The following is a 25402-nucleotide window of genomic DNA, read 5'->3' as shown; positions in this document are numbered from 1 at the left end:
TTCATAACAAAGAAGAAAGGCTGTGAACAAAAAAAGAGACCACAACTCGTGTGATCTCTTTCAAATTCGTCTTCTTTGAAAAGCCGGCTTGCTAAATATCCAAATTCCTTACACTCTTGGCATGAGTTTGAATGAACTTTTTACGGGGGTCCACTGCATCGCCCATGAGCATGTCAAAGGTTCGGTCGGCTTCGGCAGCATCTTCCACGGTGACAAGAAGCAGGGTGCGATTGACCGGGTTCATGGTTGTTTCCCAAAGCTGCTCAGGGTTCATTTCACCGAGACCTTTATAGCGTTGGATGCCAACTTTATCACTGCCATACTCTTTAACTGACTTATCCTTCTCTTTGTCGCTATACGCATATTTAACTTGATTCTTGTAAGCGATACGATACAAAGGCGGTTGAGCGATATACATGTGGCCGCCATCGATCAATTGCGGCATATAGCGGAAGAAGAATGTGAGCAGTAACGTGCGGATATGACTGCCGTCTACATCTGCGTCGGTCATGATAATTACACGTCCGTAGCGCAGCCCTTCGAGATCAAAGTTATCACCAACGCCTGTACCCAATGCTGAAATGAGCGATCTGACTTCGTTGTTGCCAAGAATTTTATCGAGGCGGGCGCGCTCGGTGTTCAAGATCTTACCGCGCAACGGAAGGATGGCCTGGAAGTGACGGTCTCGTCCCTGTTTGGCTGAACCACCCGCGGAATCACCTTCCACGATATAAAGCTCGGTCTTGGATGAATCACGTTCGGAGCAATCTGCCAATTTGCCGGGGAGTGTCAACGACTCAAGCGCAGACTTGCGGATTACGAGATCGCGTGCCTTACGGGCCGCATCGCGCGCACGGGCCGAAGTAAGACATTTCGCGATGATCGCCTTGGCCGCCTGCGGATTCTCTTCGAGGAATGTGCTGAAGGCCTCACCAACCACCTGCGTGACATAGGTCTGCGCTTCAGGATTCATCAACTTGACTTTGGTCTGTGATTCAAACTGCGGATCAGGATGCTTGACAGAGACGATGGCAGTCAACCCTTCGCGCGTATCGTCGCCGGAGAAGTTCGGGTCGGCATCCTTGAGCAGACCATTCTTACGGGCGTAATCATTCACCACACGAGTCAGCGATGAACGCAGCCCTGTGAGATGCGTACCACCGTCAATGGTGTTGATGGTGTTGGCAAATGAATACACTGATTCAGTATAAGAATCTGTATATTGGATCGCGGCTTCAATGCCGATATTTTCAACTTCTTTTTCAACATGCACAACCGGATGAAGCCCGTCACGGTTGCGATTAAGATAGCGGACAAATGCTGTGATGCCGCCTTCGAAGTAGAAGGTCATCTCACGGTCGGCGCGTTCATCAACGAATTTGATTGTCACACCGCGAGTCACAAAGGACATTTCGCGGAAGCGTTGAACCAGCGTGTCAAAGCGGAAATCAATATCTTCCGTAAAGATTTGCTTATCAAAGCGGAAGGTCTGCTTGGTGCCGGTTTCGTCCTTCACCTTGCCGATTTGTTTAATACTTCCTTGAGGCACACCGCGCTTATATTCCTGGCGCCAGATCTTGCCATCGCGTTTGATCTCTGTCGACATCCACTCTGAAAGAGCGTTCACCGCACTGATACCCACGCCATGCAAACCGCCGGAGACCTTATAACCGCCGCCGCCAAATTTACCGCCGGCGCCGATCACGGTCATAACCACATCCACCGTTTCCATGGGTTTTCCGTTTGCATCCTTTTTTGTAGGATGCGGCCCCACCGGAATACCGCGGCCGTTGTCTTCAACTGTTAAGCTGCTATCGGCATGGATAATGATATTGATGGTATTACAGAAACCAGCCAACGCTTCATCGATGGCATTGTCAACAACTTCATAAACAAGGTGATGTAAGGCCTTAATATCCGTACCACCCACGTACATACCGGGGCGTTTACGCACATGCTCAATACCTTCGAGCGCCTGAATGGAACTTACATCATAGTTTATTTTATTTTCTTTTTCTGCCACAACAACCTCCAAAAAATTCAACCTTTGAAATTAAGCTCGTTTTACCACAGGTGTTGTTCGCAATTTCTCGATCACACTCTGCAGCCAGATGTTCATATCACGATAATAAATAAAACTACCCGCCAGTAAAGCGGTGGTAACGAAAGAATGACCAAAGATACCCAGCAAAGTCACCCACGAATCTTCAGGAGGAATACTCCAGACGAAGTTCAAACCGAATGTGAGCAGGAACACAGTCAACACGAACATGCTGCTTGTAGGAAGGGTAAAGCGTGCCATTTGCACACTGCTCAAAACAGATGTAACAAAATTCTGCTGTTTAAGGAAAATTCCGTGCGGCCAAAAGAACAATGGCACGATCACCCACATCGAAACCAGGCTGAGGAATAGCACAAACAGATTGGCAATAAAAGCATTGAATTGAAGCACCAGCGCCAAAACAATAAAAGCGGCACGCCAATCACCACTGCTAGAATACCCCATATAATTGAAGTTAGTATGGTCTGTATGATGGCGCGTGAAATTCGCAGAGGCTTTTCATTTTCAGTGACGATTGCGAGCTTTGCGATACTACGAAAGTACAACCCGCCACCAACCCAACCGATGAGTGTCAGCAAAAACATCCAACCGAGCAAACTGAGCGCATTGACTTGCATAATGGCCGGGGCGCCCAACGGGGTTTGAGAATCACCTTGTGACAGGAACAGGGTCGAGATGCCGATCGGAATCGTCCGAATGAGCCAGAACAAATTGACAGTTGGGATCGTGCCGTCGTACCAAGTCAACACACGCTGGATGTCCTCTGGAGATACACCGCCCGTTTGCCAGATGGAAACCACATCCGCCTTGATCGAATCAAACAATGCATCCATTCGCAGGCGCGGCCCCAGCCATAGGAATACATTCAATAACAACGGCAAGAGGATCGCCGTGATATGGGTGGCAATGGTATCAAAGCCCGCTTTAATTGAATTGATAACGCCGGGAGGTGGGGGTAGGTTTTCTGGTCGTAAAACTTCCATAACATTATGATTCTACCATACCCCTGCTTGCGTTCACGCGCTCCACAGGTACAATCTTTCCATGCAAGAGAACCGTTCCTACCTGCCATCGGCAGACCGCTTGGGTGTATTGATCGCATCAGTTTTGTTAACCTTTGCGCTGACAAAACTCATCCAATCGCCGCGCTTCACGCTGACCATCACCCTGCCCGGCTTCTACTTTGCCTATCCCCTCACCCTCAGCACCGTTATGACCATCCTCGCTGCAGCACTGACCGCCACCGGTATGGACTGGCTGACACGCGGACACCCCAAACTTGAGAAAAAATCAAACATCGAACATCTGATGCTGCCCACATTAACCACCTTTGTGGTCGGTGTGCCACTGACCTTGCTGCCAGACGGCACAAGTTGGTGGGTCGGGTTTGCATTTGCGGCTGTAGTGCTGGTCATTGTTTTTCTGGCTGAATACATCACCATTGACCCTTCCGCGCCGTCCTATGGATTTGCGCGAGCCGGATTAACCGCGCTCGCGTATGCATTATTCCTGATCCTCGCCACTTCGCTACGTTTTTCTGGTGTGAGCATGTTCCTGCTAATCCCGATCCTCTTTACGGTTGCGGCACTGATCAGTTTACGCATCCTTCATCTGGATGGCACAGACCACTGGGATTTCCCCTGGGCAATTGGCATCAGTATTGTCTGCGCACAGATCGGCGCAGGCTTGCATTACTGGCCACTGACTCCAATACAATTTGGGCTGGCACTTACAGGGCCGCTCTATGCATTGACCATGTTATCTGTCAGCCTTGCAGAAAATCTTCCCCTGCGCCGCGCTTCGATTGGGCCGGCAATTATTATTGGTCTGGCCTGGATTTCCGCCGTCTTTTTACGTTAATGCAATCCCTCACACTTACAAAAGAACAACTGCAAACAATGATCGCTCATGTTGACTCACTCTCACCGCTTGAGGCTTGCGGGCTTTTGGCAGGACAAGACTCAAAAGTAGAGGCTGTGCTTGCGGTGATGAATCAGGCTCAAAGTCCGACAAGATACGTGATGGATCCCATCGAGCAGTTAAATGCCTTTGAGTGGATCGACTCTCAAAACATGGAACTGCTTGGAATCTTCCACTCGCATCCAACTGGACCGGAAACTGTTTCGCCAACCGACATCGCCCAGGCCGCTTATGCAGTGGTGTATGTCATACTTGCACGCGTGGAAAATTTGTGGAGCGCCCGCGGTTTTTGGATGAAAGACGGCTCTTTTCGGGAAGTGACCTTGCAGGTGTTGTAAGCAACCTTATGTAGTCTTTTGTGTTTTATAAATACACTCAAACTGGAGGAGTTTTAATGCAAATTGCTATTGATATTGGGATCATTTTTCTGGCATACTTATTTGGCTCGATCCCCTTTGGATTGCTGATCGTTAAACTTAAAACCGGGAAGGATATCCGCCAGGTGGAAAGCGGACGCACCGGCGGAACGAACGCCATGCGTGCGGCTGGTTTTTGGGCAGGCTTTGCGACAGCCATGCTCGATATTTTAAAAGGTGCGGGCGCGGTTTGGGTAACGGCCTGGCTCACACCTGACAGTCACTGGGCGCATGTGGTGGCGCCGCTGGCGGCGATCATCGGGCACAACTATTCGATATTTTTACCGCAGCGCGATGAGAACGGGAAAATTATCGGTCTAACCGGCGGCGCTGGTGGAGCGCCCTCTGTTGGCGGTGCGATGGGACTATGGCCCGGCTCGATCTTAATTATTTTGCCGCTTGGCATGTTGACCTTCTTCACGCTCGGAATCGCATCTGTGACCACGATGGCGGTGGCATTGTTTGCGATCATTATCTTCGCTGTCCGCGCTTCGCAGGGACTTATGCCCTGGATGGATGTCTGGTATGGCGTGGGCGCAGAAATTTTACTGATGTGGGCTTTGCGGCCAAATCTTAAGAAGTTATTTGAAGGGAATGAACGCGTGGTGAAATACAGCTTGAATGGCTGGCTGCGTGCGAGAAAAGAAAAGAAATCAGACAGGTAATTTATTTCGATATAAAAAAAGAGGCTGTTATGAAGCAGCCTCTTTTTTGTTTAATAATTTATTTGATCTTTCATTGCATCGAATTTTCAAGTTAGAACAAAGGATATTTTTCCATTCGAATGTCCTGCCACATTTTTTCCTGCCAATATGTGAAGTCGTTGATTCTGCCGATTTCCACATATCCGGCTTTCTGATATAGCCGAATGGCGTTCGCGTTGAATTCGAATACGCCCAACTCGATGCGCTTTAATCCTTGAAGTTTGATCTGCTCTTCCAAATATTGTATGGCTTGATAGCCTATTCCCCTGCCGCGGCCAATCTCTTCACCAATGACGATCCCGATCCACGCAGTTCCCGTTTCTTTCTTAAAAAGATGACCCGGGTCTACTTGATAATCCACTTCGCCGATCAGCTGCCCATCCAGATAGATCAGGTGGATCAGATCATGTTCGAGGCGTTGTGTCAGGTCATCCACAGTAACAATGTGACGTTTTTCCAGATCTTCGCGGCTGAAATTGGGACGTGATAATGGAACAAGGCTTGGGTCATTTTCCCAACGAGTGAAGGCCTCTGCAATTTCAGAAGTAGGTTGAATGAGTTTTTAAACTTAATATTTGGCATTCAATTCAATTAGCGAGGCTTTGAAGCATCTCCACCACCGGTAGGGATCACCCTTGGGCGGCGGGGAAGTCCGCACCGGGAGCAGGACATGGACTTAAGGGAGATGGTGTAATCTCGTGGGCAGTCGCAGAATTTTGTCTCGACGACTGGTGCTTTGACCGGACGACTTTCAATCCACTTGCCGGCCTCATCCTGCTCCTGTTTTTTCTGACATTTTTTACACCAACGGCTTTTGCCTTCGTTGGTAAAAGCCCAGCTATGAAAACCAAATTTGCATGAATCCATAATACTTTTCCTTTGGTGGAGCATTTGCTCAATATTTTAAGTGCTGTAAAAATTCGATTTATTGAGAAAACCCTTTATATTTAAAAAAGTTACCGCATACAATATTGTATACGGCAACGCGCAGACTAACATTAAAACCTGGGAATTAAAACAGGCGTTCTCTTTTTATAAGCCTCGTAATCTTCCTGACCGCCCCATTTTGTATCTGCTTTCTTTTCAAGCATGGGAACTCCACTGACACGGGTCAACAGCAAGGTGACAAATACAGGAGAGATCAACGCCACCCACTGCCAGCCTTGCAAAACGGGTAAAGCAATAATCGCTATGCCAAGCCAGAGCATGATCTCACCAAAATAATTGGGATGGCGCGAGCGCAACCATAAACCTGTTTGAATAAACTTGCCTTTGTTTTGCGGGTCTGCGCTGAATTTTCTTTTTTGAGAATCGGCGATCACCTCAAATGCAAATCCAAAAATCCATACCAGAAAACCAATCATGGCAAACAGATCCAGATCTTTGCGAGTGGTTGTTGTAATAGCCACCAGCGCAGCGGCAACTGTAAAAGTTACCCACAATCCTTGAATGGTCCAAACATTTAAAAAGCGGATAAAGGAAGGCTTGATCTCATCAAATCGATCATCCTTCCCGGCTTTTTGGATGCGGCTATATAAAAAAGTACCGAGGCGCACAGCCCAGATCACAACCAAAGCCGATAAAAGGATTGACCTAAAATCGATATTTTTGCTCAAAACCACACCCAGCAAGATGACGGAAATATACGTGAGGCTGCCCGTTAGATCAAAGAATTTTTCAGTCTGCATCAGATAAGCCGGGATAAAAGCCAGCCATTGCACCAAAAAAGCCAGCCCAACCGTCAAAGCAAACAAGGGAAGTCCGCCTGCCAATGCACCGCCCTGACTACCCGCCAAAGCTACGAGAAAGCCAATTAATATCAGGATGGGAAAAACAATTAATGAAATACGATCTGATCTTTTCATGTTCTTTTTTCCTTTATTTATTTATAGTCAGCTCAAGTTACACAAGAAAAGTTCTAAAAAATTCACTTCCCATACCGCTTGCGAATCTCCGGTAAAAAATAATCATCGAAGAAACGATCTACATCATACTCTGGTTTCCAGCCCCATTCTGAGCGCGCCAGAGAATCATCCACATCTTCAGGCCACGAGTCGACAATTCCCTGCCGGCGCGGATTTGAGTCAAAGCTGATCTTCGCATCAGGAAAAGCCTTCAACGCCCGCTGACGAAAATCCTCGGCGGTGATGGCAAAAGCCGCGATGTTATATACATTGTTGGAAAGTTTCTCACGCGGCACATCCATCAACATTAACAAAGACTTGATCGCATCGGGCATCGCCATGAACGAAATTTTCGTATCCTCGCGCACAAAACAGGCATACGGCTTATCCTGAGCTGCAGCGTGCAGCATCTCGGGCCCGTAGTCACTCGTCCCGCCGCTCGGCAATGTAAAGGCACTGATCAAGCCTGGAAACCGGATCGCTCGAAAGTCCAGCATGACCGGCGGGTTTGAGTCCAAATGCTTTTGACCAAAATATTTTCCGTAATACATCCCCAGCTTTTCACAATACAATTTATTACAGCCGTACATGGTGTGCGGCGTATTCCAATCATCTTCCTTCACCACACCCGCTTTTATTTTTTCCTCCAAATTCGACATGCCATAAACCGCGATCGAACTCGGGAATAAAAACTTGACTGCCTTTTTATATTTTTCAGAACGATACGCAGCCAGCATCAGCAACTGCATCGTCCCTTCCACATTAATCCGATGTGCCTCCTCCGTTGCCACCTCAGCCTTTGAAGAAAGCGAAGCCGCCAAATGGAAGATGGTATCGAAATCATAATCATAAAAAGTTTTGATCTTGTAAACCAGATCTCCCTGCACATGTTCCGACGAAAGACTCTTGATCGAATCAGGCAGCGGCATAAAATCTGCAGTTACAATTTTATACCCGCCGCGCTTCGCCAGTTCCTGCACCAACGCCTGACCAATTTCACCACACGCTCCAGTCACAAGCACTTGCTTCTCGCTCATGTTCGCTCCTTATATGCTAGAATGAAGTTCACATTATTTTACGACACAATCCATGAAATCCTGTCATCAAACACGTATGATATTTCTACGCTTCTTCATTTTGATTCTCATCACGGGCATCGGAAGCTCGTGCGCCTTTGTGGATAATTTAAACGCCATCCCCAGACCCATTATTTGGACGGAAACCCCGCTTCCCACTGCGACCATTGCCTGGTTCCCCGCTTCTGTCACCCCCAGCCCTCAAGCATTCTCCACCTACGCCCCCACCCCAGAGATGCGTCCCGGGTTAAGCGCCATGCTCGTCACAGATGATTTTTCAAAAAAATCATTATGGGATATCGCAGCCTCCGACCAAGCCAGCGCCGCCATAGACAACAACCGGCTCAACCTCTCGGCCCAAAGCGGCATCTACATCATCAGCCTGCGCCACGACCTGAGCGTGGACGATTACTACGCCGAGATCACTGCCCGCCCCAGCCTATGCCGTGCCGATGATAGTTATGGAATTCTTGTGCGTGCCAACGCAGTGGCGTACTATCGATTTGGTTTATCCTGCAATGGCATGGTCAGCGCCGAACGAATCAGCGTTGGCACACGTGAATTATTACAAAAGCCCCTCCCAAGCGGTGACGTCCCCCCTGGCGCGCCGGGTGAAGTTCGCATTGGCGTCTGGGCGGTCGGCACTGAGATGCGGCTTTTCCTCAACGGACGCTACCAATTCAGCATCAACAACCCCAACTATCTAAACGGCACACTCGGCGTCTTTATCAATTCTGCGGGAGATAATCCCGTCATCGTCTCTTTTTCAGATCTAACCATACAGGAAATTGATTATGTTCCACCGCCTACCAGCACTCCGTAAATGGTGGTTTTAGGTAATAAAGTAATGAGTAAACAAGTAGGCAGGCAAACAAGTAAACAAGTAAACAACTCATATCCCTAATCCCTCATTTCTCATTTCTCATCCCTTATCCCTCATTTTTAATTTCATCCTTCATCCTTCATAATTCATACTTCCCCTCTCCCATGCTCACCTCTGCTGACATTCTCCACCTCCCCTACACACCCGACCTGACCGAAGCCGGTATTGCATACGCTTTACGCGCACTGCCAAATCTGTTTGAGTATGCCGGCAGCAAGCCCTATGACCGAATCAGGCGCATGGTGGCGAATGTAGCCGTGGAGTTGGCGTTTCGGCGTTATCTTTCACAGCAAAACATCCCATTTGACGTGAATGCCCCAATGCCTTTTACCGAGCCGGATAAATACAATGTCTCACTCGGCGGGCGGAGTTGTGATATTAAATCCTTTCTGATTTCGCATCGCGACCAGATCTTGCAAATGCGCAGTAACCCATCTGTAATGCTGGGAGCACCCGCGCTTGTACCTTCTGACCATCAATCGATCAGCGATCATTCGGATCATGATCTATATTTATTTGCATTCCTCTCAGGCTTGATCGCGGCTTCGCAGTCTGATCTCAAAAGATTATTTGAAACCACTCAACCATATTATCTGATGCACGTCCTGCCTGATGAATGGCGCAAACCTACAAAGTGGCGTCCACTGGGCGCGCTGGTTTTGAAATCTGAATCAGATGCAGAAATGCAGGTCGAAGTCAGCGGGCAGGACGAGGCGCGGGGATTTTTGACACGGGTGGTGCATCTGCCAGCGCAGAAACGTGTCACGATCCACGATGCTTTTTATTCGGTCAGCGCGCTCCACGTCAAAAATATTCCTGAAGGGCGTTTGGGAATTCATAGCCTCCTTCATAAAGAAGCGCATATCATTCCGCCGTTGGAGTGGAGCAATATCTGGGTCTATGGCATGGACATTTATCTGACGGGTTTTATTTCACGCGCTGAGTTTCGTCAACGCGCAAAGTGGATCGCGCAGAATTCCAATGTGTTTCAGTACGCCCGTACAAAAACAAAAAATCTGGCTGTGCCGGTTGCCGAATTAAAATCCATGCAGGAATTATTTACCCGTGTAAAAGAATGGGCTGCTCAATAAAAAAACTAGCGCGGACAAAAGTCCACGCTCCGCAAACCTCACACCCCTCATATACCTCACAAACCTTATACACCTCATAGATACATCAAAAACATTTTTAAGGTAATATATATGAAATAGAACATGGAATCTACAAACCAAAACCCCACCCCCCAGCCTCCGCAACCCAGATCTGCACGCAGACCAACGGCAAGATCACGCGCGATGAATCCGTTTTTTGCAACCATGGGTGTGGCAATTTTGCTCGCCACCCTTTTCACCGCATGGACTCCCAACAGTTTATTTTCGAATAATTTGCAGGAGCAATTGCGCTTGATCCTCACACCGCAAGCCGCGCCGAATACGGTCAGCACGCCCCAACCGCAATTGCGCATCGGCATCGTCGCCGGACATAACGGCAATGACTCAGGCGCAGTCTGCGTGGACGAGAACGGTGAAGTTGATCTCAAAGAAGCAGATGTAAATCTTGAGATCGCCAACCTTGTGCAAAAAAGTCTGGAGGCGCAAGGCTTTCAAGTGGACTTGCTCAATGAGTTCGACACACGCTTGAACGGCTACCGCGCAGTGGCGCTGGTTTCCATTCATAATGATTCCTGCGAATATGTAAACGATCAAGCCACAGGGTTCAAGGTGGCATCTTCGCTCGAAACACGGGATGTTAACCGTGCACAACGGCTTACAGCCTGTCTTGTTGACCGCTACAAACAGACCACCGGACTCACCTTCCACTCAGGCAGTATCACGGGCGATATGCGTGAGTATCACGCCTTCTCTGAAATCGACCCCAATACGATTACGGCTATTATCGAAACCGGATTCTTAAACCTTGACCGCGAAATTTTGACGAAAGAAACAGAGCGTGTTGCAGAAGGTGTGACATTGGGTATTTTATGTTTCATCAACAATGAAAATGTGATTCCAACTGCGATCCCTACTTTTGTGCCATGAGTAAACCTCTGCAAAGAAAAAAGTTGTATCTGGCATTAAGCGCCGTCTTGATCCTGGCGCTGACCGGCCTCACGGCGCGGACAGTTAATTCATCACCTACAGTCTCAGCCACGCCAACACAACCAGTCCGTTCTTTTTCCTACGCAGAGATCGTAAAACCAACCTACACCGCACTTCCCACACAAATCCCAACCAGTCTGCCAACAGAGACTCCCATTGTTTCATCAACGGCTGAGTCTATCGTGTATGCCGAGATCGTGGCCGAAACTGCCGCCCCGCTGGGATATTCCTCTACTACTGCGCAGGACACCCTCATCGCGCCGGGTTACGGCGGGAACAAATACATTCTGGTAGACATCTCAGAACAGCATATGTATGTCTATGAAGGCGATGTACTGGTCTATAGCTTTGTTTCCTCCACGGGCATGAACAATGCCACACGTGTGGGAAGCTTCAGTGTGCTGGAGAAAATTCCCAATGCCTACGGCGCCACCTGGGATATTTGGATGCCCAACTGGCTGGGCATTTATTGGGCAGGCAGTATGCAAAACGGAATTCACGCCCTGCCTATTTTGCCTAACGGTGCGACTTTGTGGGCCGGTTATTTAGGCGTGCCCATTTCCTATGGCTGTGTGGTGCTGGGGTCCTATGAAGCGCAGGTGTTGTATGACTGGGCCGAGGTAGGCACACCCGTGGAAATCCAATGGTAACAGTTTATAATTGATTTATTCATACTACATATTTATTTGTATATCAGCACATCTTAACGAATGGAGTAACCCATGCAAAGACCCGGTGAAACACAAAATGGTAGAAAAAGCCCGCAGAACGCGAGACAGGCTCAAAGTCCCGTGCGAAGCGAAGGCGCGAAAAAATCCCAAAAGCGGAGTCCAATTCTTCCCATCCTATTGATCGTCATGGGATGTGGGGTTTTCCTGTTTGCTGCGTGGTCTGCCTTCACTTCGCCTGCGCTGGCTTCCATCTTAAATTTTTCATCTGCGCCACAAGAGCAGGCCGCTCCAAGACAATCCTTTGCACAGGTTAATATTGCAAAACCAGCCGCGGCGCCAGTGGCGGTGAAACCTGTGCCGCAGGAAGTGACTTTGGTTGAAACAGCGCCAACAGTTACCGCAACCCAGGAATCACAACCTGCGATTATTGACGTGCCTGCCACGGCTCAACCAACACTGGAAGCAGTTGTGCTGCCAAGTTCCACTGAGATTCCGCCTGTTGAACAACCCGCCACGCAGCCAGAAGTAACAAGTCAGCCTGGCACAATCTACGCCGAGATCATTTCAGATACACCCACACCTGAATACATCGCCCCCACTGCGGTTGTTAATATTCCTGTGCAGGTGATAAGTAACGGCGGCGAACATTGGATCGATGTGAATCTTTCAGAGCAGCGTGTATATGCCTATGAAGGCGATACCCTTGTGAATTCATTTGTCGTTTCCACCGGCACATGGCAAACCCCAACTGTGACCGGCAAATTTAAAATCTGGATCAAGGTGCGTTCGCAAGCCATGACCGGTCCCGGGTATTACCTGCCAGATGTGCCCTATGTTATGTATTTTTATAAAGACTATGGTTTACACGGCACATACTGGCATAACAATTTTGGCACGCCCATGAGTCACGGTTGTGTCAATCTGACCATTCCAGATTCAGAGTGGCTGTACAACTTCGCTTCAGTCGGAACCGTGGTAAACGTACATTATTAGGAAGAACAGTAAACAAGGAAACAAGTGAAAAGTACAACGCATCACATTCATTTTTCCGCTTTCATCCTTGTATTAAATTAATGAGATCAGAAAAAATATCACGGCGTGACTTTTTGAAATTGAGCGGGTTAGGGCTGGCTGGTTTATTTGCGCCTCCGCTCAATTTTCATTTTAACGATCCCTTTGCCAATGTACAGGGACGTGTGACCACACGCACGATATGGATGTATGACCGTCCATCCAGCGAAGCCAAACCGGTTAAACTCTGTCAACGGGATATGTTATTAAACATCACCAACGCCACCATCAGCGATGATGTCACATCTCACAACCGCGTCTGGTATGAGATCGGGCGGGAAGGTTTCGTTTATTCGGGATATGTGCAGCCCGTGCAGACATTATTGAACACGCCGCAATTGAATATTCCCGGAGACGGCCTGCTCGCAGAAATCAGCGTACCCTACTCAGAAGCCTACGAAGCCGCAGAGAAAACTTCCAAAGTAGCCTATCGCATGTATTATGAAACCATCCACTGGATCAAATCAGTAAAAACCGACGCAAATGGACAGGTCTGGTATCAGATCCGCGATGACAAATTTGACAAACTCTATTACGCGCGCGCTGAACACCTGCGCGTTATGACCATCGAAGAGCTTGCTCCGCTTTCACCGGAGATTCCCAATAGCAGTAAAAAAATTCAAGTGCAATTGGATGAACAGATTGTCATCGCTTATGAAAATAATGTACCCGTATTTGTAACCCCCGCCTCCACCGGCGGCATCTTCCGCGTGGGCACATACACCACGCCCAAGGGTTCCTTCCTCACCTATTACAAACGGCCATCGCGTCACATGGCCGCCGGTGACATCGCCGCCAGCGGATTCGACCTGCCCGGCGTGCCCTGGGTGCAATACATAACCGAAAGTGGGATTTCCTTCCACGGCACCTTCTGGCATAATGATTTCGGACGTCCGCATTCACACGGCTGCATCAATCTTTCCATGCAGTCTGCAAAATGGTTATACCGCTGGACCTCTCCGCAAGTTTCCATGAACAAGGAATTTTCCTTCGGCGGCGTCGGCACAAATGTTGAAATTGTTTTGTAACTTCATCCACTCCCTTTTTGCATGAGAAAAAAATAAGAAGGGAAAGATAAACATAGCCAAGGTTATCTATCTTCCATAATGATTAACAATATTAAATTTTCCCGTCGTGACTTTTTAAAACTTTCCGCTTCAGGCGCGCTCGGGCTTGTTCTCTCCGAATTAGGCATTGGTTCCGCTTTGGCCGCTCCCCCCGCCTCGCAGGGACGCATCACCTGGAGCGGTATTCCACTGTATGATGCACCCGCCTTCAACGCCAAAAAAATATCCCTCTTCGGCATGGATCAGGTCATCAGTCTTAAGGGTGAAGTGGAAGGTGAAGAAGGCAATCCATTTAACAAAGCCTGGTTTCAAGTGGAAGGCGGTTACACCTACGCCGGCTGGCTCCAACCCGTGGAAACCAAACTGCAAAAACCGATTTATGAAATCCCGGCCGCCGGTCAACTGGGCGAGATCACCGTCCCGATCAGTGAAACCAGACTCGCCCCATACACGTATTCAAACAACGGATACCGTTTATATTATGGAACCACACACTGGGTAAAGAAAGTAGTTGTGACGCGTGACGAAAAAAGCATCTGGTATGAGATCTTCGACAATCACCTGAAGAAATCATTCTATGTCCCCTACTACAACATGCGCATCATCCCTAACGAAGAGCTGACTCTGCTTTCTCCAGACATTCCTGAATCTGAGAAATTGATCCACGTGGATCTGCCCACTCAAATGGTCACCGCATTTGAAGGAGATACAATGGTCTTCTCATCGCGCTGCTCAAGCGGCACAAAAGGAACACGCACACCAACCGGTGAATTCCTCACCTATCACAAAGGCCCATCCGTCCACATGACCAATCAGGGCGATGCAGTAAATAATATCTACGACCTGCCCGGCGTACCGTGGTGTACATTCTTCACCGGCTTTGGCAACGCCTTCCACGGCACATACTGGCACAATGACTACGGACGTCCACGCAGCCACGGCTGTATCAATCTTCCGTCAGAAGATGCAAAATGGATCTATCGCTGGAGCAGGCCAAACGTCCCGGCTGATGAGGATTATCTGCATCTGCCCGGCGAAGGAACCCGCATCCAAATCGTGTAATTTCAAACCAACATTTAAAACGAGGAGAGAAACATGAATTCAGCTTTTCAACATAATCAGTATTTACTCAAACGCCAGGTCTTCGCATTGGCCGGCAAATTTCGCGTCTTCGACCCAAGCGGACAACTCGTACTCTTCAGTGAGCAGAAAATGTTCAAACTACGCGAAGATATCCGCGTGTATTCAGATGAAAGCAAAACCCAGGAAGTGTTGACGATCAAAGCCCGCCAGATCATGGATTTCTCCGCCGCCTATGATGTGGTGGATAGCTCCACCGGTCAAAAAGTGGGCGCACTCCGCCGCAAGGGACTGGCTTCCATGTTGCGCGATGAATGGGAAATTCTTGATGTAAGCGACAACGTCGTTGGGAAATTGTTTGAAGACAGCATGGGACTCGCATTGGTTCGCCGTTTCTTAAGCGGTCTCGTCCCGCAAAATTACGACATCACCCTCGGCACCAATCGCGTGGCCGATCTCAAACAGGCTTTCAATCCGTTCTCATATCAACTGGCTGTTGATTTCAGCATGGATGTCAACAAACTGCTTGATCGCCGCCTCGGCCTCGCCGCTGGCATTCTTCTGGCCGCCGTTGAAGGACGCCAGAGTTAATTTCATCTCTTTCTTCTTTCCTCTTTCTTTAGAGAAAAAGAAGAAAGAGGAAAGAAGGTTATCACCCACCCCATGCCTAATCAACCTCTCTTTGCCGGACTTGTGATCGACGAATCAGGACACGCCGCCGAGTCTGCATTTATTGGCAGTGAACCATGCTACGTCATTGATGACGCGGGCTTCCGCCGTCATATCCCAGCCGAGCAGATAGACCGCGCTGTACTCGCGCAAATGGCTGAAATGATGAAAGGCAGTGAAGATATTTTGTCTGAGCAAACAGCCAAGATGCTTGGTCAGGATGATCCCTTCTCCAAAGCCATTATTGAGCAGCAACTGAAAAACATAGATAAACAATTTGATGCGCTCATGCAAACAGGAATTCCGGAAGACATGCGCGCCTACCTCGGCATGATGGGCTTCAAAGTAATCATCAACTATCATGGAGAGATCGTCCGCGTGGAACAGCCGGGAAGCGCAGGCGGCGGTGAAGGCGGCGACGAATAAACAACAAAAACTCGAAGGTTGAAACTACCTTCGAGTTTATATTTAACCTAGAAGAAAGCCCGCTGTCCGCGGCACAAGCGCCTAACTAAATCCTGATATAATTTTGAGCATGAATATAAAGCGCTTCTTTATCTTATTCACATTGGTGAGCCTGCTCCTGCTTGGATTATGGCTTCCTGCAAATGCGGCCCCTGATCGACAACAAATTTCCACGCCCACCGCCGGGCCGGATGGCCGCATTGTTTATGTCGTTCAGGCAGGGGATAGTTGTATTCGCGTGGCGGCGTTGAACAACATCTCAGAGCAGCAGCTTCGCACATTAAATTCAACATTGGATGAGAATTGCAGTCTGGTCGAGGGTCAGGAATTGCTGATCGGCATTATCTCTCTGGCTGGCACGCCCACTGCAGGTCCCTCCCCCACACCTGTCCCGCCAACTGCTTCACCCACTCCATTCACTGGCACAACAGAAGTTTGTATATTACTTTTTGATGATGCCAACGGCAACGCGCTGCGTGAAACCACCGAACCTGCCATTGCGGGCGGCGCAGTCAGTCTGACAGAAAATAATGGCGAATATTCCGCTGCGCAGAATACGGTCATCCCCGCTGACCCTGCTGCCTATCAAGGCGTATGTTTTTTGGATGTGCCTGAAGGAAATTACAATATTACCGTGGGCATCCCGGATAACTATAATCCAACCATGAATTTGAACTACTCCCTGGATGTAAATGCCGGTGACCGTGCATCTGTGGATTTTGGCGCTCAATCCAAAGATGTGGTTGTAGACCCGGGTGCAAATGACTCAACTGAAAACAGCGGCACTTCTCCCCTGTTTGGAATTATCGGCGCAGTTCTTTTGCTTGGCGGCGCTGTTCTCGGTTATTTTGCCTGGCGCTCAGGCAAGCCCGAAAGTAAATTATCGGGTGGAAATAATATTCTAAAAAAGTAAAAAGCCATCAACAACCACAAAAACATCCTGCATTTCTTCTTAAGAATTTGCAGGATGTTTTTTTATGCAAGCCACGTTTTTTTTAATGTGAACGTTTTTCGATGAACCGGGGAATAGCCTAAATCTGCGATTGCTCTACGGTGAACCAAAGTACCATATCCTTTATGACGCATAAACTCATAATCTGGATATTGGTTATGCAGATCACGCATAAATTCATCCCGGGCTGTCTTTGCCAGAATCGAAGCCGCTGCAATACTGAGCGAACGTTGATCGCCCTTGACCAATGCCGCTTGTGAAATATCGAGTTCGGGAAGTTCGAGCCGAAAATCAGTTAATAAAAATTGAGGGAAAAAGGAAAGCATCTCCACTGCGCGGCTCGCGGCGAGACGTGTGGCTGGAACAATGCCCATAGAGTCGATCTCTTCTGCGGCAGCGAAACCAATTCCCCATGAACGCGCAATTTCCTTGATGCGCGGCGCAAGTTGGGCGCGCTTACGGGGAGTCAACTGTTTGGAATCACGTGCCCCGCTCAAGGTTTGGGAAAGATGCGGTTCGTCATCAGGCAAAATCACTGCGCCCACACAGACCGGGCCGGCCAGCGCGCCGCGTCCGGCTTCGTCTAATCCGGCAATATATTTATGGAAGGGCCACAGGTCGCGTTCGTAGGAAAGATCAGGGGTTGAGATCATATCGGCCGCGCCAGGCGTTAATGTGAATACGAAAGATGTCGCCGATCATGCGTAGTGCGTCGCGCACTGCGTTCACTTTGCTGTCTGCGTCAAAATACCATTGCACGGGAATCTCTTTGATGCGCAAATGTTTGCGGCGCGCAAGATAGAGAAGTTCAATATCAAATGACCATCCAAGGAGTGTTTGTTGACTGAAAAGAGCTTGGGCTGTTTCGGCACGAAAACATTTAAAACCGCATTGTGTGTCGTTCAATCCCGGCAGGATCAACAACCGAATCGCAAGGTTGATGGCGCGTCCGCCCAGATGGCGATAAGAGGGTTCGTTATAGCGGACTGCGCCCGGCGCTTCGCGTGATGCGATGGCAAGATCAAAATCATTAAGCAGCGGAGGTAAAAATTTTTGCACTTCTTCAATTGGCATCGAGAGGTCGGCATCACAAATAAACCGATATTCGCCAAGCGCTTCCAATACGCCGCGCCGTACCGCATTGCCCTTACCGGGTCTTTCTTCATGTAAAACTCTTAAGGATGGATAACGCGAAATAAACTCACGCGCCAGTTCCAGTGTGCGGTCGGAGCTTCCATTTTCAACGATAATGACTTCAAATGGATAGGATTGTTTTTCAAGGAATGTAAAAATCTGCCCCAACGTGCGAGGCAGACGGCTCTCTTCATTATGAGCTGGAATAACAATGGAAAGAAAAGGCGTGGTCAATGCAGATTATTGAGAGTAGTAAATAAAAGCGCCAAAGCCGGCGAGAACACAGCACCAGAAAGAAACATGCCCGCCAGGATCATAAGCTGCGCATTGCTCAAGCCGAACATTTTTTTCTGCCTGCAACAGGTTTGGAGCGCGGTGCCTGGCGCGCCGGGTTGGATTCTCGCAGATTTTGCGGAACAGACTCATTACCATCATCAAATGCAAACCCAAGCTCATCTGAATCAAATGCCTGTCCCTGATCAGCAGTTTTATGGCGTGATGGTTCACTAAATGCGGGAGCCGTGATGACAGGCTTTGGCTCTTCAGGCGGAGCAGGGTCAAGGATGCGTTCAGCAAGAGTGTAGACAAACTCTGCACTCCAAATGGGACGCGCTTTTATGAGCGATCCCAAAAACTGCTTGATCGCGTCGCTTTTTACCACGCGTGCGACAGGCCGTTGAGAGTCGATATGCGCGCCCGGGTCCACCGCAACCAGCACGGCTTCAACCGGCATTTGCATTTCAACTTTTTGTATCTTCAAATATTTTTGAAACACATTCGCCAGTTTTGAAACACGGTCAATCAAATTAATGCTGGCGGGCTGTCGTTCACCCTTGTCATTAATCGTATTCCATTGATCGCCCTTTGCTTCAAAACGCCCCCTTAAATGCGTCACATAGATCACAAAGATACCGCCGGTACTGATCAAGACCAGCGGAATTACGATCTCGCTATTCGGCAAGGTGAAATTACGGATCAGTACAACACCCTTCTCAAGATAACGATCCATTTGCGCGATCGCGATCTTTTGAGCTTCCAATTCGGCGAACCAGTTCAAGCCGTATTTCAGGGTTCCCTGAATACGCGCAGTAAAACTAATTTCACCCTTCTCGTCCTGCAGGGGGGTCTTATCAATAATTTTCATGGGAGTTCACAATTAAAAGAACGGTGTTTCCTCAAGTTCATCACGCGTCGCGTTTTCGCGGGTGGCAAGCAACTCGTGGTCATCCTGTTTCACGATCATGACAGACTTTCCAATCTTGAACGTACTGGCATGTAGTTCTTCACGTGAACCGATCACAAATTTCTGGCCGTCTTTTAGACGCTCCAAAAGCGTCTTACGATCCAGCAAAACGCGGTCTGAATAGGTAGCACTGCGGCGTTCATAGGCACGTACCACCATGATCTGTCCATTTTTATAACGAACAGCTTCGATCACACCATCAATTTTTTTTGCCATTGGATATCCTCTTTGGTAATTTTAGCACACACAGATTTAAATCACAGAGACACGGGTCACAGAGAAATTACCTCCGTGTCTCCGTGTCTCTGTGACCTGTTTTGTCAGGGCGAGAAGATTCGCATCGTCCCCCCTGTGGGGAAACCTACGACTTCACCGTTCCAAACATTTTGTCGGGGCGAGAGGATTCGAACCTCCGACCTCTTGCTCCCAAAGCAAGCGCGCTAGCCGGACTGCGCCACGCCCCGATCAAATGAACTGGCCGAGTATAATGCGAAGGATGAGTACCCGTCAAGCTATTCTCCTAACCACTTATTTCACGCTTCTCGCTGGACTTTCAGCCTGCTCCCCAAAAACTGATATTCCCGCCACTCAAACAGCAGCCCCACCCACCGCAACTAGTACAGCCACCTTCACCCCAAGCCCCGTTCCAGCCACATTCACAGCCACCCCGTTGACCTGTCTCACCCAGCCTGGGCTTGTAAAACAGGATGTTGTTCCCACTACCAACCCTCCGCAGGAATTCATCATCTACCTGCCAGCCTGCTATGAAAATTCAACAGACACTCGCTTCCCTGTTTTATATCTACTTCATGGGCAAACTTATAACCAAGACCAATGGGTGCGACTTGGAGCGCCCTTTGTCGCAGATCAACTGATCCTTACTCATCAAGCCCTGCCTTTCATCATGGTTTTCCCAGACGACCGCTATTGGAATTCAGCCGCCGGACCGGGTTTTGGTGACCGCTTCATTAATGACCTCATCCCCTATGTAGATGCAAACTACCGCACTCAGCAAGATCGCCAATACCGCGCCCTCGGCGGACTCTCACGCGGCGGCGGTTGGACAGTGAAACTGGGATTGGCTCACCCAGAATTATTCGGCTCACTTGGATTACATTCCCCAGCCGTCTTCACAGATAATGCACCGTATGTGGAAAGAATCATAAAAGAAATGCCCGAGGAACAACGTCCACAGTTATGGATTGATATTGGCGACGCAGATACACAGCTTGGGAATGCTCTTCTGATGGAGGAGATATTGACCCGCAATGATTATTTCCACGAATTTCATCGCTATGCCGGCGATCACACTGAAAACTACTGGAGCGCGCACGTTGAAGAATATCTGCGCTGGTATACCCGGATCTGGCAAAAAACATCGGAAGAACAGTAAGATATAATTTCTTTAATCACCCATCTTACGCAGTTTTCTTCGAGAAGCCTGATTTTTTTGGATCGCAGACTTTAGTCTGCTTCTTACTGAAAACACGGACTAAAATTCGCAGTCCAATTTTTTTGCGTAAAGTGAGTTAATTACTTTCAGGAGACCCTCATGAACATATTCATTACAGGCGGCGCGGGCTATATTGGATCAGCTACCGCCGAAGCACTGCTCAAAGCCGGACATTCCGTTACCGTTTTTGATTCACTGGTCACAGGTCATCGCGCTGCCGTGCCGGAGGGCGCAAAATTTATCCATGCCAGTTTGGATGACAGCCATGCTTTGGCCGAAGCGCTCACCACGAATAAATTTGATGCCATTATGCACTTTGCCGCATTTATTGAAGCGGGCGAAAGTATGCGCGACCCCGGCAAATTCTTCCGCAACAATTTCACCAACTCGTTACAATTAATGGAAACCGCTGTGCAGGCGGGTATAAAGAAACTGGTATTCTCCTCCACGGCGGCGGTGTATCAATCCAGCGAAACCCCGTTGACCGAAGACTCACCTCTCGGCCCAACGAATGTCTACGGCCATACAAAACTTATGACCGAGCAGGCGCTTGAGTGGTATCGCAGTATTTACGGCTTACACTTTGCGGCGCTGCGTTACTTCAATGCCTGCGGAGCGTTGCCCGGCCGCGGCGAAGCGCATCAGCCTGAGTCACATCTTATTCCGCGCGTTTTACAAATTGCATTAGGGCAGGCCGAATCTGCGACCATCTTTGGCACCGACTATCCCACGCCTGACGGCACTTGTATCCGCGATTACATTCACATCGCAGATCTGGCGTCCGCGCATATTCTGGCTTTGGGTGCGCTGGATTCAAAAGACAAGATGATCTACAACATCGGCAGCGGAAGCGGCTTCTCGGTGCGGGAAGTGATCGAAACAGCGAGACAGGTGACAGGTCACGCCATACCCGTGGTGGAAGCACCGCGCCGCCCAGGTGACTCGGCCCGTCTGGTTGCGTCTCCGAATAAGATCATGAGTGAATTAAATTGGAAGCCCACTCACACCAATATGCAGGAAATTCTCTCGAGCGCATGGGAATGGCATACCACTCATCCGCATGGATATGAAAAATAATGTCCTTTCGATTTGACCGCATTCCGGTTGGCATTTGTAATTGTTATCTCCTGCGCGGCGAGCGGACCATTCTGGTGGATGCCGGCGCGTGGAGCGGCTTGCCGGCTTTTGTCAGCCGGATGAAAGAACTCAATGTTGATCCAAAACAAATTGACTTGATCCTGCTCACGCACGGTCACTGGGATCACATCACAAATCTCAGCGAGATCCGCGAGATGACCGGGGCGAAGGTGGCTGTTCATGGACAGGACCAGTTTATGGTCGAGAGCGGTGAACCGCCTTTTCCAGCGGGAGCAACTGCGTATGGACGCATGATGTCGTGGGCATCAAAAAGATTAATTCATCCGCATCTGCCAAAAATAAAAGTGGACATGGTGCTCGATGATAAAGGTCTGTCATTAGCTGAATATGGCATTCCCGGCAAAGTGGTTTACACACCCGGCCATTCCATGGGACATTCAAGCATCATCCTTGATTCAGGGTGATGCTATCGTGGGTGATATGGCAATGAATGCCTGGTTCCTGCGCCTGACGCCCGGCCTGCCCGTGCTCGCGGATGATATCAAGATGGTTGTAAAAAGCTGGAAGAAGATTTTACCGATGGGAATCAAACGTATTTATCCTGCGCACGGTATGGATTTTCCAGTGGAAGTAATGCAAAAAGAGATAGAACGTTTTAAATAACCGCAGAGGCGCTGAGTTCGCACACCTGCCCTGGCGGGCGGTGCCAGGGGAGTTTTTAATAGCTTTTTCTCTGTGTTCTCTGCGCCTCCGCGGTAATGGTTTTCGTGTTCGCAACTTGAATACAAAAATAAAATCGTCATCCACAATGATAAGGATGACGATTTTATTTTCTTAACTCACCTGTGGCGTTTCAACTTTCGGCGCGGACTTCTTTGAAGCATTGCCGATCAACATGCCGCCCGCAAAGAACACCACACCAAGACCCACAATACAGATCCCGCCAAATATCAACGGCATTAACCAGCTTGCATCTGATGCAGGCAAATTAAGCGCACCTTGAATGGCCTTGATCACGTCCACATAAAAATTATCGCGCGAAGGACGGATCCAATAGAACGGGTCATTCGGCTTGCCCACAAACGGACTTAAGCGCCAGGTCATCTGTGTGCCGACAAAGCCGTAGACCAAAACCCACAGGAACAGAATCCGCTTGCCAAGAATGTTGAGCGCATCGGTGCGTGTTGGCTCCACAAGAGTCATTCCGCGCCAGAGGAAGTACACGCCAATGCAGGCGCTGATGCCCACAAAGATCACCGCCAAAAGTTGAAAGAATTCATAGTTACCGGAAGTCAGCACAAAGAAGAGTGTGATCGGCGCCAGTCCAAGAAGAAGAAAAGCTGTGACGCTGATCCCGGAAAGTACCATGGTCAACACTTGCATCATCTTAAGCGGCGTGCCGAGCAAGGCCAGCGAAAAGAAATACAAAGCCGGCAGACAAAACAACATAGTGGAAAGAAAAAGCACAGGCACTTTAACCGATGAAGATAATGCCTGTAATGGACTCTTTGCCAGCCCCAGCATGAAGCCGTAAATCATAAAAGAAAAGAGAGCAACCAATCCCAGCGACAAGGCCTTGGACCTGACATTCTCATCCCGTTGAATGCTGTGAAAGAAAGCATCGGGGTCGCGTAAAAAATCGGGCATGATCGAAAACAGGTTTTGCATTTTATCCTCCGTGATTTTTATTTTTCCATACAATTTTCATTGATTTAAGATCAGCAAAAAATCGTATGAATCCGTGTTTATCCATTTCATCTGCGGTTGATTGCATTATTTCACCCTTTCATCTCTCAAGCGCTAACAAAGACTCTCTTGAAACATCGTAAGTTTTTGACAGCAAATAAAAAGCCTTGCTTGTGAAATACTTTACAAATAAGACAGTTTTAGGTAGAATAATAGTGAAATAAATCACAACTAAAAGACGCACACTATCACCACAACTCATCTCCCCCACATCGTGATCATCGGCGCCGGATTTGCAGGCCTTGAAACCGCCCGCAGACTTGCCAGCGTGCCCGTCCGCATTACGCTGATCGACAAAAACAACCATCATTTATTTCAGCCGCTTTTATATCAAGTTGCCATCGCCGGCCTGCTTCCCTCTCAAATCGCACAGCCGATACGCACCATCTTTCGCAAACAAAAAAATCTCACCTTCCAAATGGGAGAAGTGAGCACGATCAACTTCGATGAAAAATATGTCAAACTCAACGGGTCGGTCATCGCCTATGATTACCTGGTGCTGGCCGTGGGCGGACGTACCAACTTCTTTGGCTTTGATGTCATTGAAAAGGAAGGCTTCCAACTCAAGGATCTGGAAACCGCGGTCAAAACCCGAAATCATTTGCTGCGCATGTTCGAGCAGGCCAGCCACGAAGGCGACGCGGAAAAACGCAAATCCCTTTTAACTTTTGTCATCGTCGGCGGCGGTCCCACCGGCGTGGAAACCGCGGGCGCGCTGGCTGAATTGATCTCGCATGTGATGGTCAAGGATTATCCGCGCCTGAATTTGAACGAAGCGCGAGTCGTTCTGCTTGAAGCCGCAGCGCACTTGATCAGTTCTTATCCCGATGAACTGCGCCAGGCCACATCCAAACTTTTGAAAAAGAAAAATGTGGATGTTCGATTAAATACAAAACTGGAGAATTACAACGGACAGGAAGTGACTCTGCTCGACGGCAGCAAAATAGAAACGCAAACGTTGATCTGGACTGCCGGAGTCAAAGCGACTGAAATCGTGGAAGGACTCAACGTGGAGAAAGCCAGCGCCGGAAGAGTGCGCATCCTGCCTACCTTACAACTGCCTCAGCATCCTGAGACATTCGTGATCGGGGATGCCGCTTTCCTCGAAGAGAATGGTCAAGCCTTACCAATGATCTCCACGGTTGCCATTCAGCAGGGAGTGTTCACAGCCAAAAACATTCTCCGATTAATGAAGGGACAGTCCCCCGCATCCTTCCACTACAAAGACCCCGGTCTGCTCGCCACCATCGGACGCAATGCCGCCGTGGCCCGCATCTTCGGCATCTCCTTCAGCGGATTCATCGCCTGGGTGATCTGGGTCTTCCTGCACATCTACCGCATCATCGGCTTCCGCAACCGCATCATCGTCCTCTTCAACTGGGCCTGGGACTATGTCTTCTATGACAATCAGGTCAGGTTGATCACGAAGGAATAAAAGGCCACTCTCTTCTTTGTTTTATAAAATTAACAAAAAGAAAGAGGACTAGGGTTTATGACAGAGTTCAGCGTTCTAGTGGCTCCCCCATCTACATCAAGGACAGCGCCTTGAATATAAGCAGCCTGCGAAGATGCGAGGAAGGCGACGGCGCGGGCAATTTCTTCCGGTTCGCCAAAGCGGACGATGTTTAATTTCTTCGCCATTTGAATGACTATTCCTTCAAGACTGATATTTTGTTGATCAACGCGCAA

General features: G+C 48.8%; 30 protein-coding genes and 1 tRNA gene. 18 read left to right on the top strand and 13 right to left on the bottom strand.

Going from position 1 to position 25402, the window contains the following annotated elements; all coding sequences use genetic code 11:
* Positions 1-91: 91 nt before the first annotated feature.
* The 3 genes from gyrB to IPL71_RS11480 are packed head-to-tail and all read right to left on the bottom strand — an operon-like array spanning position 92 to position 3045.
* Entirely contained in the window at positions 92-2023 is a 1932-nt protein-coding gene (gene gyrB, locus IPL71_RS11490; protein WP_345321685.1) for a DNA topoisomerase (ATP-hydrolyzing) subunit B, read from the bottom strand.
* Positions 2024-2053: 30 nt separating this feature from the next.
* Positions 2054-2416, bottom strand: coding sequence for a hypothetical protein (locus IPL71_RS11485; protein ID WP_345321684.1), 363 nt, complete (start codon positions 2414-2416; stop codon positions 2054-2056).
* Positions 2383-3045, bottom strand: coding sequence for a hypothetical protein (locus IPL71_RS11480; protein ID WP_345321682.1), 663 nt, complete (start codon positions 3043-3045; stop codon positions 2383-2385). Before IPL71_RS11480 ends, IPL71_RS11485 begins: the two co-directional genes overlap by 34 nt.
* A gap of 61 nt (positions 3046-3106) precedes the next feature.
* Between IPL71_RS11480 and IPL71_RS11475 the strand changes: the two genes are divergently transcribed.
* The 3 genes from IPL71_RS11475 to IPL71_RS11465 are packed head-to-tail and all read left to right on the top strand — an operon-like array spanning position 3107 to position 5063.
* Complete coding sequence (locus IPL71_RS11475) at positions 3107-3922, top strand: DUF5656 family protein (protein ID WP_345321680.1); 816 nt, start codon at positions 3107-3109, stop codon at positions 3920-3922.
* On the top strand, positions 3922-4320 hold the full coding sequence (locus tag IPL71_RS11470; RefSeq protein WP_345321679.1) for a M67 family metallopeptidase: 399 nt from the start codon (positions 3922-3924) through the stop codon (positions 4318-4320). Before IPL71_RS11475 ends, IPL71_RS11470 begins: the two co-directional genes overlap by 1 nt.
* 56 nt (positions 4321-4376) lie before the next feature.
* On the top strand, positions 4377-5063 hold the full coding sequence (locus IPL71_RS11465; RefSeq protein WP_345321677.1) for a glycerol-3-phosphate acyltransferase: 687 nt from the start codon (positions 4377-4379) through the stop codon (positions 5061-5063).
* A gap of 91 nt (positions 5064-5154) precedes the next feature.
* On the opposite strand, the gene IPL71_RS11460 is transcribed toward IPL71_RS11465, so the two are convergent.
* From IPL71_RS11460 to IPL71_RS11450, 3 genes are all read right to left on the bottom strand, one after another.
* A complete protein-coding gene (locus IPL71_RS11460; RefSeq protein ID WP_345321806.1) occupies positions 5155-5562 on the bottom strand; it encodes a GNAT family N-acetyltransferase in 408 nt (135 codons plus the stop codon).
* 538 nt (positions 5563-6100) lie between these two features.
* Complete coding sequence (locus IPL71_RS11455) at positions 6101-6967, bottom strand: DUF1295 domain-containing protein (RefSeq protein ID WP_345321675.1); 867 nt, start codon at positions 6965-6967, stop codon at positions 6101-6103.
* 62 nt (positions 6968-7029) lie between these two features.
* Positions 7030-8043: an NAD-dependent epimerase/dehydratase family protein gene (locus tag IPL71_RS11450; RefSeq protein WP_345321673.1), complete on the bottom strand. Its 1014-nt coding sequence runs from the start codon at positions 8041-8043 to the stop codon at positions 7030-7032.
* A gap of 52 nt (positions 8044-8095) precedes the next feature.
* Between IPL71_RS11450 and IPL71_RS11445 the strand changes: the two genes are divergently transcribed.
* The 10 genes from IPL71_RS11445 (at position 8096) to IPL71_RS11400 (ending at position 17000) form a co-directional block, all read left to right on the top strand.
* Complete coding sequence (locus IPL71_RS11445) at positions 8096-8905, top strand: hypothetical protein (RefSeq protein WP_345321672.1); 810 nt, start codon at positions 8096-8098, stop codon at positions 8903-8905.
* A 164-nt stretch (positions 8906-9069) separates the two neighbouring features.
* Positions 9070-10056 carry a hypothetical protein gene (locus IPL71_RS11440; RefSeq protein WP_345321670.1) on the top strand — a complete coding sequence of 329 codons (987 nt, stop codon included), beginning with the start codon at positions 9070-9072 and terminating at the stop codon, positions 10054-10056.
* 123 nt (positions 10057-10179) lie between these two features.
* Positions 10180-11004, top strand: coding sequence for an N-acetylmuramoyl-L-alanine amidase (locus tag IPL71_RS11435; protein ID WP_345321668.1), 825 nt, complete (start codon positions 10180-10182; stop codon positions 11002-11004).
* Positions 11001-11714: a L,D-transpeptidase gene (locus tag IPL71_RS11430; RefSeq protein ID WP_345321666.1), complete on the top strand. Its 714-nt coding sequence runs from the start codon at positions 11001-11003 to the stop codon at positions 11712-11714. The genes IPL71_RS11435 and IPL71_RS11430 overlap by 4 nt, the downstream gene beginning before the upstream one ends.
* Positions 11715-11786: 72 nt before the next feature.
* Complete coding sequence (locus tag IPL71_RS11425) at positions 11787-12728, top strand: L,D-transpeptidase (RefSeq protein WP_345321664.1); 942 nt, start codon at positions 11787-11789, stop codon at positions 12726-12728.
* A gap of 113 nt (positions 12729-12841) precedes the next feature.
* Entirely contained in the window at positions 12842-13834 is a 993-nt protein-coding gene (locus IPL71_RS11420; RefSeq protein WP_345321662.1) for a L,D-transpeptidase, read from the top strand.
* 78 nt (positions 13835-13912) lie between these two features.
* Complete coding sequence (locus IPL71_RS11415) at positions 13913-14935, top strand: L,D-transpeptidase family protein (protein WP_345321661.1); 1023 nt, start codon at positions 13913-13915, stop codon at positions 14933-14935.
* A gap of 33 nt (positions 14936-14968) precedes the next feature.
* Entirely contained in the window at positions 14969-15544 is a 576-nt protein-coding gene (locus IPL71_RS11410) for an LURP-one-related family protein (protein ID WP_345321659.1), read from the top strand.
* A gap of 72 nt (positions 15545-15616) precedes the next feature.
* Positions 15617-16048 carry a hypothetical protein gene (locus IPL71_RS11405; RefSeq protein WP_345321657.1) on the top strand — a complete coding sequence of 144 codons (432 nt, stop codon included), beginning with the start codon at positions 15617-15619 and terminating at the stop codon, positions 16046-16048.
* Positions 16049-16157: 109 nt separating this feature from the next.
* A complete protein-coding gene (locus IPL71_RS11400; RefSeq protein ID WP_345321655.1) occupies positions 16158-17000 on the top strand; it encodes an SdrD B-like domain and LysM peptidoglycan-binding domain-containing protein in 843 nt (280 codons plus the stop codon).
* 62 nt (positions 17001-17062) lie between these two features.
* On the opposite strand, the gene rnhB is transcribed toward IPL71_RS11400, so the two are convergent.
* From rnhB to IPL71_RS11375, 5 genes are all read right to left on the bottom strand, one after another.
* Positions 17063-17692: a ribonuclease HII gene (rnhB, locus tag IPL71_RS11395; RefSeq protein ID WP_345321653.1), complete on the bottom strand. Its 630-nt coding sequence runs from the start codon at positions 17690-17692 to the stop codon at positions 17063-17065.
* The gene (locus IPL71_RS11390) at positions 17676-18407 is read right to left on the bottom strand and encodes a dolichyl-phosphate beta-glucosyltransferase (RefSeq protein WP_345321651.1); all 732 of its coding nucleotides are present in this window, start codon (positions 18405-18407) and stop codon (positions 17676-17678) included. The genes rnhB and IPL71_RS11390 overlap by 17 nt, the downstream gene beginning before the upstream one ends.
* Before the next feature lie 97 nt (positions 18408-18504).
* Positions 18505-19317, bottom strand: a complete 813-nt coding sequence (locus tag IPL71_RS11385) for a nuclease-related domain-containing protein (protein WP_345321649.1) — start codon at positions 19315-19317, stop codon at positions 18505-18507.
* 12 nt (positions 19318-19329) lie between these two features.
* Positions 19330-19632 (bottom strand): hypothetical protein, encoded by a 303-nt coding sequence (locus IPL71_RS11380; RefSeq protein WP_345321647.1) that lies wholly within the window; start codon positions 19630-19632, stop codon positions 19330-19332.
* Positions 19633-19805: 173 nt separating this feature from the next.
* Positions 19806-19880: transfer RNA gene (locus tag IPL71_RS11375), tRNA-Pro, on the bottom strand.
* A gap of 32 nt (positions 19881-19912) precedes the next feature.
* Here IPL71_RS11375 and IPL71_RS11370 point away from each other — a divergent pair.
* The 4 genes from IPL71_RS11370 to IPL71_RS11355 all read left to right on the top strand — a co-directional run bounded on the left by IPL71_RS11370 (position 19913) and on the right by IPL71_RS11355 (position 22630).
* Positions 19913-20809 carry an alpha/beta hydrolase gene (locus IPL71_RS11370; protein ID WP_345321646.1) on the top strand — a complete coding sequence of 299 codons (897 nt, stop codon included), beginning with the start codon at positions 19913-19915 and terminating at the stop codon, positions 20807-20809.
* 159 nt (positions 20810-20968) lie between these two features.
* Complete coding sequence (gene galE, locus IPL71_RS11365) at positions 20969-21946, top strand: UDP-glucose 4-epimerase GalE (RefSeq protein WP_345321644.1); 978 nt, start codon at positions 20969-20971, stop codon at positions 21944-21946.
* Entirely contained in the window at positions 21946-22431 is a 486-nt protein-coding gene (locus IPL71_RS11360; protein ID WP_345321642.1) for an MBL fold metallo-hydrolase, read from the top strand. The genes galE and IPL71_RS11360 overlap by 1 nt, the downstream gene beginning before the upstream one ends.
* A gap of 7 nt (positions 22432-22438) precedes the next feature.
* The gene (locus IPL71_RS11355) at positions 22439-22630 is read left to right on the top strand and encodes an MBL fold metallo-hydrolase (RefSeq protein WP_345321640.1); all 192 of its coding nucleotides are present in this window, start codon (positions 22439-22441) and stop codon (positions 22628-22630) included.
* A gap of 171 nt (positions 22631-22801) precedes the next feature.
* Here IPL71_RS11355 and IPL71_RS11350 read toward each other — a convergent pair whose 3' ends face one another.
* Positions 22802-23635 carry an actin-binding WH2 domain-containing protein gene (locus tag IPL71_RS11350; protein ID WP_345321638.1) on the bottom strand — a complete coding sequence of 278 codons (834 nt, stop codon included), beginning with the start codon at positions 23633-23635 and terminating at the stop codon, positions 22802-22804.
* 292 nt (positions 23636-23927) lie between these two features.
* On the opposite strand from IPL71_RS11350, the gene IPL71_RS11345 reads away from it, so the two are divergent.
* Entirely contained in the window at positions 23928-25148 is a 1221-nt protein-coding gene (locus tag IPL71_RS11345) for an NAD(P)/FAD-dependent oxidoreductase (RefSeq protein ID WP_345321637.1), read from the top strand.
* Between the two features lie 29 nt (positions 25149-25177).
* Here the strand turns inward: IPL71_RS11345 and IPL71_RS11340 are convergent, their stop codons facing one another.
* Positions 25178-25354 (bottom strand): SDR family oxidoreductase, encoded by a 177-nt coding sequence (locus IPL71_RS11340; protein ID WP_345321636.1) that lies wholly within the window; start codon positions 25352-25354, stop codon positions 25178-25180.
* Positions 25355-25402: the final 48 nt, after the last annotated feature.

It is taken from the genome of Candidatus Villigracilis proximus (assembly GCF_016717045.1).
Classification (GTDB): domain Bacteria; phylum Chloroflexota; class Anaerolineae; order Anaerolineales; family Villigracilaceae; genus Villigracilis; species Villigracilis proximus.
The sequence above is the reverse complement of the archived record's forward strand: the minus strand, read 5'-3'. Positions and strand labels throughout refer to the sequence as shown.